Source organism: Kitasatospora sp. NPDC057518 (assembly GCF_042802075.1).
In the GTDB taxonomy this organism is placed as follows: domain Bacteria; phylum Actinomycetota; class Actinomycetes; order Streptomycetales; family Streptomycetaceae; genus Kitasatospora.
Window position 1 is genome coordinate 1 of record NZ_JBHVEU010000246.1, and the last position, 13,374, is coordinate 13,374.

General features: G+C 74.3%; 12 protein-coding genes. 5 read left to right on the forward strand and 7 right to left on the reverse strand.

Annotated features, from left to right (window positions below; genetic code table 11):
• Positions 1–132: 132 nt before the first annotated feature.
• Together ACFU7Z_RS23990 and ACFU7Z_RS23995 are read right to left on the reverse strand one after the other, a co-directional pair.
• Entirely contained in the window at positions 133–534 is a 402-nt protein-coding gene (locus ACFU7Z_RS23990) for a hypothetical protein (protein WP_049658920.1), read from the reverse strand.
• Positions 535–686: 152 nt separating this feature from the next.
• Complete coding sequence (locus tag ACFU7Z_RS23995) at positions 687–1,403, reverse strand: chitinase (RefSeq protein WP_074001248.1); 717 nt, start codon at positions 1,401–1,403, stop codon at positions 687–689.
• A gap of 347 nt (positions 1,404–1,750) precedes the next feature.
• Between ACFU7Z_RS23995 and ACFU7Z_RS24000 the strand changes: the two genes are divergently transcribed.
• The gene (locus ACFU7Z_RS24000; protein WP_380779518.1) at positions 1,751–3,673 is read left to right on the forward strand and encodes a hypothetical protein; all 1,923 of its coding nucleotides are present in this window, start codon (positions 1,751–1,753) and stop codon (positions 3,671–3,673) included.
• A gap of 15 nt (positions 3,674–3,688) precedes the next feature.
• Here the strand turns inward: ACFU7Z_RS24000 and ACFU7Z_RS24005 are convergent, their stop codons facing one another.
• Positions 3,689–3,928: a DUF6011 domain-containing protein gene (locus ACFU7Z_RS24005; protein ID WP_049659733.1), complete on the reverse strand. Its 240-nt coding sequence runs from the start codon at positions 3,926–3,928 to the stop codon at positions 3,689–3,691.
• Between the two features lie 61 nt (positions 3,929–3,989).
• Between ACFU7Z_RS24005 and ACFU7Z_RS24010 the strand changes: the two genes are divergently transcribed.
• On the forward strand, positions 3,990–4,757 hold the full coding sequence (locus ACFU7Z_RS24010) for a TetR/AcrR family transcriptional regulator C-terminal domain-containing protein (RefSeq protein WP_074001250.1): 768 nt from the start codon (positions 3,990–3,992) through the stop codon (positions 4,755–4,757).
• A 41-nt stretch (positions 4,758–4,798) separates the two neighbouring features.
• Here ACFU7Z_RS24010 and ACFU7Z_RS24015 read toward each other — a convergent pair whose 3' ends face one another.
• Positions 4,799–5,200 (reverse strand): helix-turn-helix domain-containing protein, encoded by a 402-nt coding sequence (locus ACFU7Z_RS24015; RefSeq protein WP_117489236.1) that lies wholly within the window; start codon positions 5,198–5,200, stop codon positions 4,799–4,801.
• 103 nt (positions 5,201–5,303) lie between these two features.
• On the opposite strand from ACFU7Z_RS24015, the gene ACFU7Z_RS24020 reads away from it, so the two are divergent.
• The gene (locus ACFU7Z_RS24020) at positions 5,304–6,152 is read left to right on the forward strand and encodes an SDR family oxidoreductase (RefSeq protein WP_380779521.1); all 849 of its coding nucleotides are present in this window, start codon (positions 5,304–5,306) and stop codon (positions 6,150–6,152) included.
• Positions 6,153–6,318: 166 nt separating this feature from the next.
• Positions 6,319–7,314 (forward strand): EamA family transporter RarD, encoded by a 996-nt coding sequence (gene rarD, locus ACFU7Z_RS24025; protein WP_380740074.1) that lies wholly within the window; start codon positions 6,319–6,321, stop codon positions 7,312–7,314.
• On the opposite strand, the gene ACFU7Z_RS24030 is transcribed toward rarD, so the two are convergent.
• The 3 genes from ACFU7Z_RS24030 to ACFU7Z_RS24040 are packed head-to-tail and all read right to left on the reverse strand — an operon-like array spanning position 7,304 to position 10,529.
• Positions 7,304–8,197: an ABC transporter permease gene (locus tag ACFU7Z_RS24030; RefSeq protein ID WP_117489240.1), complete on the reverse strand. Its 894-nt coding sequence runs from the start codon at positions 8,195–8,197 to the stop codon at positions 7,304–7,306. The genes rarD and ACFU7Z_RS24030 overlap by 11 nt on opposite strands.
• A complete protein-coding gene (locus tag ACFU7Z_RS24035) occupies positions 8,184–9,266 on the reverse strand; it encodes an ABC transporter ATP-binding protein (RefSeq protein ID WP_117489242.1) in 1,083 nt (360 codons plus the stop codon). The genes ACFU7Z_RS24030 and ACFU7Z_RS24035 overlap by 14 nt, the downstream gene beginning before the upstream one ends.
• Before the next feature lie 3 nt (positions 9,267–9,269).
• Positions 9,270–10,529 (reverse strand): outer membrane lipoprotein carrier protein LolA, encoded by a 1,260-nt coding sequence (locus ACFU7Z_RS24040; protein ID WP_380779524.1) that lies wholly within the window; start codon positions 10,527–10,529, stop codon positions 9,270–9,272.
• 182 nt (positions 10,530–10,711) lie between these two features.
• Here ACFU7Z_RS24040 and ACFU7Z_RS24045 point away from each other — a divergent pair, with 182 nt between their 5' ends.
• Complete coding sequence (locus ACFU7Z_RS24045) at positions 10,712–13,300, forward strand: bifunctional FO biosynthesis protein CofGH (protein ID WP_380779526.1); 2,589 nt, start codon at positions 10,712–10,714, stop codon at positions 13,298–13,300.
• The last annotated feature ends 74 nt before the right edge of the window (positions 13,301–13,374 follow it).

The following is a 13,374-nucleotide window of genomic DNA, read 5'->3' on the forward strand; positions in this document are numbered from 1 at the left end:
GCCGCCCCACCCGCATCCACACACTCTGCACCCAACACGGCATCGCAACAACGGCCTGAGCCTGACCTAGATCGAATACTTCGCCAGCAGAGTCGCCCGGCCGACTTCCCGCTCCACGACGGCCCGGAGGCGTCAGGCGGTCAGCTCGGGGCTCCACGTGACGCCCACGTTCCCGGCGCCCCAGTTGACGATGAGCTGGGTCTGGTAGACGTGGCCCGGGGTGGGGTTGGGGACCTGCGTGCCGACGTAGTGGGACCAGCCGAGCCCGCAGCCCGCCATCGTGTCCCACCGGTAGCCGGTGCTCCGGTCGTACAGGACCAGATCGACCGTGCAGTTGGAGTTCGCGAAGTTGGTGTACGCGTCGGCGACCAGGGTGCTCCCGTTGACGCTGACGCACGCCTGCTGGGTGCTGCCGTTGCAGCCGCCGCCCGACGCCGCGAACGCGTTGCCCGCGCCGCCGACGGTGAACGTGCCGGCCAGTGCGGCGGTTGCCAGGGCCAGTGTCGACGCCCGTGCGATCCGCTTCGTGATCATTTTCAGCTCCTCGGAGGGGGCCGGCCCCGGTGGCCGGCAGGTGATCACGGTCGGGGTGGGGCGTGGACAAGCGGTCGACGGGCGGTCGACGTTCGATGAACGGGCTGATCGGCCGCACCGGGACCCCGGGCACCGGGCGGCCGAGGCGCCCGTCAGCAGGAGAGGTTGCCGCCGCCCACGTCGGTGCCCAGGACGCCGACGAACTGCTTGAAGAGGTTGATCCGGCTGTTGCGCTGGTCCGGGTTCTTGCCGTCGCACTCCAGCGCGCCGTTGATGGTGCGGATGGTCTCGCCGAAGCCCTTGTTGTTGACGATGGCGTCGTGCGCCGTCATCCGTCCGGCGCCGTTCTGGGTGTTCCAGAACCAGAGCGCGGTCTTCCAGGACGTCGCCGGGTTCTTCTCGACCTGGTACGGGTCGTGCAGCAGGTCGATGCCCAGGGCGTCGCCGGCCGCCTTGTAGTTGAAGTTCCAGCTCAGCTGGAGCGGCCCGCGCCCGTAGTACGCGGACTGCCCGGCCGGACAGCCGTACGGCTGCGAAGTGTCGCAGTAGTGCGGGTAGTTGGCGGTGTTCTGCTCGACGATGTACTTCAGCCCGCCGGTCTCGTGGCTGACGTTGGCCAGGATGGCCGCCGCCTCGCGCTTGCGGGTCGCGGTGTCGCCGGTGGTGGTGAACTTCGGGTAGGCGCCCAGGGCGTCGGTCAGGCCCTTGTACGTGTAGAAGGCGTTCCGGTTCGGGAACATCTTGTTGAACTGGGCCTCGCTCACCACGAAGGAGCCGGCGGCGGAGGCCGGGGCGGTCTGGCCGGCGACGGCGAGGGTGCTGAGCACGGCGGCGGAGGCCGCCAGCGACAGGGTGCGGGAAAGCTTCATCGGTTTCCTCGTTCCTCGGGTTTCCTTGGCGGGGGCGGCACTTCGTTCGCGAGGACTCGCGACGGCTCGGGACGGTTCGCGGGGACGCGCAGATTCGCGCAAAAGGTCGCAAAGATCCGCGAAGAGTCGCGAAGGGTCTCGACAGCTCGCGAAGGTTCGCGAAGGGCCTCCGCCATCCTGGCGGGCGGAAAGCGTCAAATATGTCCAACGGAGGTCTAAACCACTCGTACGGGTCGTATCCGATCCGGTCGTTGGACGCCGGGCGCCCTCGGGGTGATCACCGGGCTGTCGGTCGTACCGGATAGCCTCCTTCCGAGTGGGACGGCACAACCGGGGAGCAGGGGCGCATGAGCGGTCACACCGACGACGAGGGCGCCGAGCGCCTGGCCGCCGAGGGGGAGGTCGCGGTCGCCCGGCTGGCGATCGACTCCGGGGACCTGACGCACGCCGCCGAGCACCTCGGCGACGCGATCCTCGCCGCCCCCCAACTGCCCGAACTGCACGAGGCGCTGGCCGAGTTGTGCGCCGCGGCGGGCGGCCCGGCGGCGGCCCGCGAGCTGTTCCCGCTGGACGGCCGGGTGTACCTCGGCACGGCGGTCTGCCGGGCCCACGTGGAGGCCGCGGCGGGGGACTGGAACGCCGCCGTCGGACTGCTCGCCTCCGCCATCCAGGCCGAGCCGGGCCGCCCCTGGGCGCACGCCGCCTGGCTCGCCCGCGAGGACCTGCCCGGCCTGGTCGACCCGGACGCCGTCGCCCAGGCGGTGGCCCGCGCGACCGGCGCGCTGCCCGACCCGCTCCCGGCCGAACCGGCCGAAGCCGTACGGCCGTTCCACGACTTCGTGCAGGCCGTGCTGGACCGCCACGGCGACCACGTACTGCTGCTGGCGATGGCCTCCGGCCTGACCCGCCGGCTCGGCGACACCGCCCGCGCCGTCGAACTCGCCGACCGGGCGCACCGGTCGGCCCCCGGCTACCTGCCCGCCGTGATGCTCGGCAACGCCCTGCGCTCGGCCGGCCGCCCGGAGCAGGCGCTCGCCGTCTGGGAGGCCGAACTGGAGCGGGTCGCCCCGGACCTCGACGACTCCAACAGCTACCTCGCCGTCGACGTCGCCGAGTTGTACGGCGCGCTCGGCCGCCCCGCCGAGGGCCTGCCCTGGCTGGACCGGGTGCTCGCCGCCGTGCCCGACCACCCCAAGGCCGGCCCGGCCCGGTACGGGCTGCGCCACGCGCTCGACGGCGACCCGGCGCACCTGCTCGCCCTGGCCGACCACCACCGCGCCCACCCCGAACACGGGTACGCCCAGGAGCTGTTGGAGCGGCTGAGCCACCGGGAGCCCTGGCTCGGCCTGGTCTCCGGCGCCACCGAGGCCACCGTCAACGTGCTGCACCAGGTGCTCGCCGCCGCCGACACCAGCCGCGACACCGAGATCGAGTGCACGGCCTCCACGGTGGAGCCGCCCAGCTCGGTGCTGGCCGTCCGGCTCGCGCTGCCGCGCTCCACCGTCCGCTACCAGGCCGTCGGCGAGCCCGACCCCCGGCTGCCGCTGACCGAGCCCACCACCCGGATCTGGGCCTGGGACGGCACCGACCCGCGCCCGGCCGTCGACCCGCCCGCGCCGCAGAGCGCCGAACTCGTCCGGGCCACCGCCGAGATCTTCTGGCCGACCGTCCCCGCCGCCTACGACCACGCCGTCCGGCTGGCCGGACTGCCGCTGGACGACCTGCTCGGCGTCCTGGTCCACCCGCCGGTGCCGCGCGAGGACGACCTCGGCCGCGCCCTGCTCGCCCACCAGCCCGAACTCTGGGTGCGGGCCGTCCAGGTCTTCGCCTGCCTCGGCATCGCCCACCACCGCGCCGACCAGCCCTGGGAGGGCTCCGAGCGCCGCCGGGTGCTGCGCGACCTGCTGCTCGGGCCGGAGGACTGGGTGGTCGAGGCGGCCGGCTTCGCGCTGGTCGCGATCGGCTGGACGCAGCCGCGGACCAGGGCCGACATCGCCGAGCTGCTCCGGCAGCGGCTGCACCACGGCGCCCGGGCCCGCCGCACCCGGGCGGTGACGATCCTGCGCTCGCTGTCCGCGCTGGTGCTCGCCGCGCCCTGGACGTCCGCCGAGGACCGCGCGCTCGCCCGCCACCTGACGGCCCGGGAGGACGCCGCCGACGCGGGGGCGGAGCCGGAGCCGCAGGAGTCGGAGCCGCAGGCCCCGGCAGCGGCGGCAGCGGAGGAGGAGCCCCGGCGCGGCCGGCTGCGCCGCCTCTTCGGCCGGGGCTGAGGTTCAGGGGCGCGGCTAGCCCACCCCGGGCAGCGGCTCCTGGTCGACGTCGTACCGGGCGACCCGCTCCGCCGGGTCCCGGCACTCCGGGCCCAGCCGCAGCATCCGCGACTCCGGGTCGTGCAGCGGCCGGTGGCAGCGGCGGCAGGTCACCCGCGGGCGGAGGGTCTGCGCGGTGTCCGTCCCGGGGAGCGTCTCGGGCTCGGCCGGTCCGGAAGGGCCGGGACGGCCGGGAGGGGTGGTCGGGCTGGTCATGGTGAGACGGTAGCCGTCCGCGCCGTCAGGGCCCCCGGCCGGTGCGTGAAACGATGGCCCCATGGCCACCGACCGCAGCAGCGCAGGAGACCCGGCCCGCACCCTGGCCCTGCTCTGGGGGCTCACCGCCGAGGAGAAGCCCGGCCGGCGCGGGCCCCGACAGGCGCGCTCGACCGGCGAGATCGCCGCCGTCGCGATCGCCCTCGCCGACGCCGAGGGCGTGGACGCCGTCACTATGCGCCGGGTCGCGCAGGAGCTGGGCCTCTCCCCGATGGCGCTCTACACCTACGTGCCGGGCAAGGCCGAGCTGCTCGACCTGATGCTGGACACCGTCTACGCCACGATGCCCCGCAGCACCCCGGCCGGGGAGGGCTGGCGCGCCCGGGTCACCGCCGTCGCGGACGACAACCGGGCGCTGCACCGCGCCCACCCGTGGGTCGCCGCCGTCTCCACCAGCCGCCCGCCGCTCGGGCCCGGCCTGATGGCCAAGTACGAGTACGAGCTGCGCGCCTTCGAGGGCACCGGGCTGCCCGACGTCGACCTGGACGCCGCGCTGACCCACCTGCTCGGCTTCGTCCAGACCTGTGCCCGGATGGCCGCCGACGAGCGCGCCGCCCGGCAGGACAGCGCGATGACCGACGAGCAGTGGTGGGCCGCCAACGCCGACCTGCTCGCCCGGGTCTTCGACGCCGAGCGCTACCCGGTCGCCGCCCGGGTCGGGGCCGCGGCCGGCGAGGCGCACGGCGGCGCGTACAGCCCGGACCACGCCTACGCCTTCGGCCTGGCCCGGGTCCTGGACGGGCTCGCCGCCCTCGTCGCGGAGCGGTAGCCGAGGCCGGCAGCCCGCCCGATCGCCGAGGGGAGGCGGCCTCACCGCAGGGCGGCGGCCCGTCCGTCGTACCCCTGGCGCGCCGCCTCGACCTCCGGCACCCGCCGCTCCGACCAGTGCGCCAGCGCCGCGACCAGCTCCGCCGCCTCGCGCCCCAGCGGGGTGAGGCTGTAGTCGACCCGCGGCGGGATCACCGGGTGCGCCTCGCGCAGCACGAAGCCGTCCCGCTCCAGCGTCTGGAGGGTCTGGGCGAGCATCTTCTCGCTGACCCCGGTGACCTTGCGGCGCAGCTCGCTGAACCGGTAGCCGCGCTCGTTCAGCGCGCCCAGGACCAGCACGCCCCAGCGGCTGGTGACGTGCTCCAGCACGCCCCGGGACGGACACATCCGGTCGAAGACGTCGGCGGGTGGCAGCCCGCCGGTCTTCATCTCGCTTACCTTCATGTCAGTACCCTACTTTGAAGTGCGTACTTTCGAAAGGTTAGTGCCACCCCTAGGGTGAGTTCCGAGGCCAGAACCGCAAAACGTAACCCCGAGGAGCTTCACCATGTACGTCGTCACCGGTGCCACCGGCCAGCTCGGTCGTCTCGTCGTCGAGGGCCTGCTGGCCCAGGTCCCCGCGAGCGAGGTGGCCGTCGCCGTCCGCTCCGCCGAGAAGGCCGCCGACCTGGCCGCGCGCGGCGTCGCCGTCCGCGTGGTCGACTACGACAAGCCGGAGACCCTGGCCGGCGCCTTCGCCGAGGGCGACCGGGTGCTGCTGATCTCGGGCAGCGAGGTCGGCCGCCGGATCCCGCAGCACCGGGCCGTGGTGGAGGCCGCCAAGGCCGCCGGGGTCGCGCTGCTCGCCTACACCAGCATCCCCGGCGCGGCCACCTTCCGGCTGGCCGACGAGCACAAGGCGACCGAGGAGCTGATCCTCGCCTCCGGGCTGCCGCACGCGTTCCTGCGCAACGGCTGGTACACCGAGAACTACCTGGGCGACGCGGCCGGCACGGTGGCGCGCGGCGTGGTGCTCGGCAGCGCCGGGGACGGGCGGGTCGCCACCGCCCCGCGCCGGGACTACGCGGACGCGGCGGTCGCCGTCCTGGTCGGCGAGGGCCACGAGGGCCGGGTGTACGAGCTGAGCGGCGACGCCGCGTGGAGCCTGCCCGAGCTGGCCGCCGAGCTGGCGAAGGCCTCCGGCGAGCCGGTCGGGCACCGGGACGTCACCCCGGCCGAGCACCTGGACGCGCTGGTCGGCGCGGGCCTGCCGCAGGGCTTCGCCGAGGCCCTGGTGGACGTGGACGCGGGCATCGCGCGCGGCGAGCTGGCCGGCACCCCGGGCGACCTGGCCCGGCTGATCGGCCGCCCGACCGTCCCGCTGGCCGAGTCCGTCCGTACGGCCCTCGACGCCTGAGGCGACGGCTCCCGACCCCCGGGGCACCCGCCCTGAGCTCCCGGAACTCCGGACGGGTCCAGCATGCAGGCAATGTCATGACCAAAATCCGGAAACGGAGATGACAGTCGCCCCTCCCGCCCGCTACCGTCGCCATCGACACACGCGCGCGGGAGGGCACTCGGCCATGGCGGGAACAGACCAGCAGGACAACGGCCGGGGCCTCTGGTACGGCGTCGCCGCGTACGGCATCTGGGGCCTCTTCCCCCTGTTCTGGCCGCTGCTGGAGCCGGGAGCCGCGGACGACATCCTGGCCAACCGGATGGTCTGGTCCCTGGTCGCGGTCGTCCTGCTGCTGGTCGCCCAGCGGCACTGGGGCTGGATACGCCCGCTGCTGCGCCAGCCCCGCCGGCTCGCCATGCTGGCCGGCGCGGCCACCGTGATCTCGGTCAACTGGGGCGTCTACATCTGGGCCGTCAACGCCGGCCACGTGGTCGAGACCAGCCTCGGCTACTTCATCAACCCCCTGGTCACCATCGGCTTCGGCGTCCTGGTGCTCAAGGAGCGGCTGCGCGGCGCCCAGTGGACGGCGGTGGGCATCGGCGCCGCCGCCGTCGCGGTGCTGTCCGTCGCGTACGGGCAGCTGCCCTGGATCGCGCTCACCCTGGCGCTCTCCTTCGCCACCTACGGCCTGCTGAAGAAGCAGGTCGGGCTGAGCGGCCTGGAGAGCCTGGCGGCCGAGAGCGCCTTCATGTTCCCGTTCGCCCTCGGCTACCTGGTCTACCTGGAGGTCAGCGGGCGCGGCACCTTCGGGCACACGGTGGCCGGCTCGTACGGCTGGGGGCACTCCGGGCTGCTGATGCTCAGCGGGGTGATCACCGCGATCCCGCTGCTGTTCTTCGGCGCGGCCGCCGTCCGGGTGCCGCTGACGGTGCTCGGGCTGCTGCAGTACCTGGCGCCGGTGTTCCAGTTCCTGATCGGCGTCGCGGTGTTCCACGAGTCCATGCCGCCCGCCCGCTGGGCCGGCTTCGGCCTGGTCTGGGTCGCGCTCGCGCTGCTCACCTGGGACGCGCTGCGCCAGGTGCGGGCCGACCGCGCGGTGCGGGCCGCCGCGGCGGTGCCGCAGCCCGCCCCCGTGGCGGCGGCCACCCCCGCGGCCGCCCCGGAGGCCGTCACGCGCTGATGTCCCGGCTGGTGAAGCGGGACCAGGCCGCCGAGCCGAACACGGCGACGTAGGCGGCCTGGAGGCCGAGGTCCTTCAGCACCCCGTCCCAGTACATCGGCGCCCGCAGCAGGTCAGCGAAGCTCAGCCAGTAGTGGGAGAACAGGAACGGGCTGACGGCGTGCAGCTGCGGGAAGACGTCCAGGATCTGGACGGTGACCACCAGCCCGACGGTCGCGGCCATCGCCGCGATGCCGCTGCCGGTGAGCGTGGAGACGAACAGCCCGATCGCCACCAGCCCGGCCAGTGAGGCCGCGACCACCAGCGCCACCAGCAGTGCGCGCAGCAGCGCGTCGCCGAGGCCGATGGTGTCCCCGGAGATCAGCGTGACCCGGCCGAGCGGGAAGAGCAGGGCACCCGCGGCCAGCGCCGTCACCGCGACCGCCGCCGTGGCCGCCAGGCAGAACACCAGCCCGGCGGTGAACTTGGCGGCCAGCAGCCTGGTCCGCCCGGCCGGGGCGACCAGCAGGTAGCGCAGCGTCCCGGCGGCCGCCTCGCCCGCCACCGAGTCCCCGGCGACCACGCCGACCGTCATCGGCAGGAAGACCGGCAGCGCGACCGCGAGCGCCGTGAAGACCAGGAACAGCCCGTTCTGCGTGGTCTGCGCGATGAAGCTCGGACCGCCGCCGCCCTGGTGCGGACTGTCCGTGTTGAGCTTGACCACCACCCCGATCAGGATCGGCAGCGCCGCCAGGATTCCCAGCAGCACCTTGGTGCGCATCCGGCGGAAGGTCAGGTGCAGCTCGCTGCGGAACAGCGCCAGGAACCCGGCCGCCGTCTGCGGCCGCCGGCCGGTCGTCAACGGCAGCGTCCCGCCCTCGGCCGGTGCCTCAGCCCGCGACATCGAAGCCCTCCCCGGTCAGCGCCACGAAGGCGTCCTCCAACGTGCCCCGCTCCAGCCCGAAGCCGTGCACCCGCACCCCGGCCCCGACCAGCGCCGCGCACAGCCTGGGCAGCGCCTCCTCGTCCAGGACGCCCGGCTCGCCGTCCACCCGGTCCTCGCCGGGCACCAGGGCGGTGACCCGGTGGGCCGCCAGCACCTCCGCGGCCCGCGCCACGTCCGGGGTGCGGACCACCAGCCGGCCCTGCGCCCGGGCGGCCAGCTCGGCGACGGTGCCCTGCACCACCAGCCGGCCCCGGGACATCACCGCGGCATGGGTGCAGACCTGCTCGATCTCGTCCAGCAGGTGCGAGGAGAGGAACACCGTGGTGCCCTCCGCCGCGACCTCCCGGACCAGCGTCCGGATCTCCCGCATGCCCTGCGGGTCCAGCCCGTTGGTCGGCTCGTCCAGCACCAGCAGCTCGCGCGGCTGGAGCAGCGCGGAGGCCAGGCCCAGGCGCTGCTTCATGCCCAGCGAGTACGCGCGGGCCTTCTTGCCCGCCGCGGCGCTCAGACCGACCCGGTCCAGGGCCGTGTCGACGCGCCGGCGGCGGGTGCGCGGGTCGGCGGTCGGGTCGGCGGCGTCGAAGCGCACCAGGTTGTCCCGTCCGGTGAGGAAGCCGTACAGGGCCGGGCCCTCGATCAGCGCGCCCACCCGGGGAAGCACGGTGGCGACGGACTGCGGCATCGACTCGCCGAGGACGGTGGCCGCGCCCGAGGTGGGGGCGATCAGGCCCATCAGCATCCGGATGGTGGTGGTCTTGCCGGAGCCGTTGGGGCCCAGGAAGCCGAAGACGGAGCCGCGCGGCACGGCGAGGTCCAGGCCGTCCACGGCGAGCTGGCCGCCGCGGAAGCGCTTGGTCAGGCCGCGGGTCCGGATGACGTCGTCGGAAGCCGGAGCAGAAGCGGAAGCCGAAGGAGTGGAAGTCGAAGGAGCGGTAGGAGCGGGCACGGGCGCGGGGGCCGGGCGCGACGCGGCGCCCGGACCCCCGGCCGGCTCCGTAACGTCCCCCGTTACGGGAGCCTGGGTCATCCGTCAGTTCACCCCGGCGGCGTGCTGGAGGACCGGCAGGGTCACCGCGCCGGCCAGGACCCGGCCGTCGTCGGTGAGCAGGACGTTGAGCACCTTGGTGCTCACCAGGGTGCCGCCGGCGACCGGCTTGCCGAGCGACTTCACCATCGACTGCGGGTTCAGCGACTGACCGGCCCCCGCCCCGTGGCCGCCGTGCTTGCCGCCCTTGGCGTCGCCCTTCGGCGCGCCGTCCGCGGCCCCGTCCACCGCGGCGGGCAGCCGGGTGGCGAGGACCGTCGTCCAGCCCTCGCCGATCACGTCGAGGCCCTCGGGCGCCCCGGTGCCCACGTGCTCCCGGGCGTCGCCCGGCGCGCCCTTGGCCGCGTCCTGCGCCTTCTGCTCCGTCACCTTGGCGCCCTTGGGGGCGGTGAAGTCGAAGGTCTTGGCGTCCGGCCGGGCGAAGGACACCTGGGTGAAGCGGACGTTCAGCACGGTGCTGCCGTCGATGGACTTCACCGCCACCGACAGCGGCACCCCGTTGTCGGCGGCCACCGCGATCCGCACCTCGGCGAGGGTCGAACCGGACTGGGTGGGCTTCACGCTCAGCTGGTAGGCGTTCTGCCCGGCCACCTTGGCCGTCCCGGCGACGGTCACCGAGGTGGTGCCGGCGCTCGCGGCCAGGAACTGCTTGGCGGCCTCCTGCGGGGTGGTCGGCAGCTCGGACAGCGGCGTCTTGGCGTGCTCCTGGCCGGCGGCCCGACCGGTCATGTGCACCGCGGAGTTGGACGAGCTGTCCCAGGCCCAGGCCTGGTCGCCGTTGCGGACCATGGAGTAGCCGGCCATCTTCTCCAGCACGTCCACCCGCTGGCGGTCCGGGCCGTCCACCGCGATCCGCAGCGTCTGGTCCCCGCCGAGCAGGCCGAGCAGCTTGGACTGCGGGTCGGCGGTGGAGCCCCCGCCGTCACCGCCGTGCCCGCCGACCGCCCCGCCGAGGCCGGCGGCGCCGCTCAGCAGCTGGCCGGGCACGCCGAGGTCGGTCGAGATGGCGACCGACCCGGACAGCGCCTGGGTCTCGGAGCCGAGCACCTTGGCGACCAGCTGCTCCGCGCTCACCGTCGGCAGGTCGGGCGCGCTGTCGGCGGCCAGTGCCGGGACCAGTCCCACCCCCGCGGCGATCGCGGCGACCACCGCCACCGGCACCCCGGCGCGCATCAGTACGCGCCGTCGGGAGCGGTACGGCGTACCGGCGTCCAGATCGTCCCCCGCCGCCTTCTCATTGGTCATGGCGTCCTCAACTCCTCCGCGAACACGTGTGGTTGGCCTTGCCCTTCCATTAGAGGCCGCCGCGCCGCCGCCGTCATCGCCCTGTGGGGCCAGATCGGGTTGACCTTCGTGGGTACGCCGACCCTGATGCCGCCTCAGGGTTGTCTCCACCCGCGGTACCACCCCTGGCGTAGGGTCGCGCCATGGACGGAACCGCCACGGACTCCAGCACCCCGCCGACCGCGAACGCGATGCGCCGCGCCCTGCGCCGCGCCCGGGACGGCGTCGCCCTCGACGTGACCGAGGCCGCCGTGCTGTTGCAGGCCAGAGGCGAGGACCTGCTGGACCTCTGCGCGAGCGCCGCGAGGGTCCGCGACGCCGGACTCGAAGCGGCCGGCCGCCCCGGCGTCATCACCTACTCCAAGAGCGTCTTCATCCCGCTCACCCGGCTCTGCCGCGACAAGTGCCACTACTGCACCTTCGCCACCGTCCCCGGGAAGCTGCGCCGGGACGGGCACGGGATGTTCATGTCCCCGGACGAGGTGCTGGAGGTAGCCCGCCGCGGCGCCGAACTCGGCTGCAAGGAAGCCCTGATCACGCTCGGCGACAAGCCCGAGGACCGCTGGCCCGAGGCCCGCGAGTGGCTGGACGCGCACGGCTACGACGACACCGTCGCCTACGTGCGCGCCATGTCGATCCGCATCCTGGAGGAGACCGGCCTGCTGCCGCACCTCAACCCCGGGGTGCTGGGCTGGACGGACTTCCAGCGGCTCAAGCCGGTCTCCGCCTCGATGGGCATGATGCTGGAGACCACCGCCACCCGGCTGTGGAGCGAGCCCGGCGGCCCGCACTTCGGCTCCCCGGACAAGGAGCCGGCCGTCCGGCTGCGGGTGCTGGAGGACGCCGGGCGCAGCTCCGTCCCGTTCACCAGCGGCCTGCTGATCGGCATCGGCGAGACGCACCAGGAGCGCGCCGAGTCGCTGTTCGCGCTGCGCAGGGTCTCCCGCGCCTACCACGGCGTCCAGGAGCTGATCCTGCAGAACTTCCGGGCCAAGCCGGACACCGCGATGCGCGGCATGCCGGACGCCGAACTGGACGAGCTGGTGGCCACGGTGGCCGTCGCCCGGCACCTGATGGGCCCGGCCGCCTGCCTCCAGGCCCCGCCGAACCTGGTGGACGGCGAGTACGAGCGGCTGATCGCGGCCGGCGTCGACGACTGGGGCGGGGTCTCCCCGCTCACCCCCGACCACGTCAACCCCGAGCGCCCCTGGCCGCAGATCGAGCGCCTCGCCGAGCGCTCGGCGGCGGCCGGCTTCGAGCTGCGCGAGCGCCTCGCCGTCTACCCCGAGTACGTGCTGCGCGGCGAGCCCTGGCTGGACCCGCGGGTGCTGCCGCACGTGCGCGCCCTGGCCGACCCGGCCACCGGCCTGGCGAACCCGGACGCCGTCGTCCGCGGCCTGCCCTGGCAGGAGCCCGAGGACCTGCCGGAGTCGTACGGGCGCACCGACCTGCACACCGCCGTCGACACCGAGGGCCGCACCGGCGACCGCCGGGCCGACTTCGAGGACGTGTACGGCGACTGGGAGGTGCTGCGCGAGCAGGTGCTCGCCAAGGGCGCGCCCGAGCGCCTCGCCGGGGACCTCCGGGAGGCCCTGGCGGTGGCCGCGGACGACCCGGCGCGGCTGACCGACGACCAGGCGCTGGCCCTGTTCCACGCGGACGGCCCGGCCCTGGACGCGCTCTGCCGGATCGCCGACGACGTCCGCCGGGACGCCGTCGGGGACGACGTCACCTACTGCGTCACCAGGAACATCAACTTCACCAACGTCTGCTACACCGGCTGCCGCTTCTGCGCCTTCGCCCAGCGGCGCACCGACGCGGACGCCTACACCCTCTCCCTGGAGCAGGTCGCCGACCGGGCCGCGCAGGCCTGGGAGGTGGGCGCCACCGAGGTCTGCATGCAGGGCGGCATCCACCCGGACCTGCCCGGCACCGCCTACTTCGACATCGCCCGCGCGGTGAAGGAGCGGGTGCCCGGCATCCACGTGCACGCCTTCTCGCCGATGGAGGTGGTCAACGGCGCGACCCGCACCGGGCTGTCGATCCGGGACTGGCTGCAGCGCGCCAAGGAGTCGGGCCTGGACACCATCCCGGGCACCGCCGCCGAGATCCTCGACGACGAGGTCCGCTGGGTGCTCACCAAGGGCAAGCTGCCGGCCGCCACCTGGGTCGAGGTGGTCACCACCGCGCACGAGCTGGGCATCCGCTCCTCGTCCACGATGATGTACGGGCACGTGGACACCCCGGAGCACTGGCTCGGCCACCTGCGGCTGCTCGCCGGGATCCAGCAACGGACGGGCGGCTTCACCGAGTTCGTGACCCTGCCGTTCATCCACACCAACGCCCCGGTCTACCTGGCCGGCATCGCCCGGCCCGGCCCGAGCGCCCGGGACAACCGCGCGGTGGTCGCGATGGCCCGGCTGCTGCTGCACCCGCACATCCCCAACATCCAGACCAGCTGGGTCAAGCTGGGCGCCGAGGGCGCGGCCGAGATGCTCCGCTCGGGCGCCAACGACCTCGGCGGCACGCTGATGGAGGAGACCATCTCGCGGATGGCCGGCTCGGCGTACGGGAGCTACAAGTCGGTGCGCGACCTCCAGGCGATCGCCGAGGCGGCGGGCCGCCCGCACCGCCAGCGCACCACCACCTACGGCGAGGTGCCGGCCGAACGGCGGGCCGCGGCGCTGGCCTCGGACGGGCACCTGCCGGAGCTGCTGCCGGTGCTGGACTGAGGCCCGCGACGGTCCCGGCCGCCGCCCCGGTCGCCGTCCCGGCCCAGAACATGATCTACGCCGACACCTCCGGC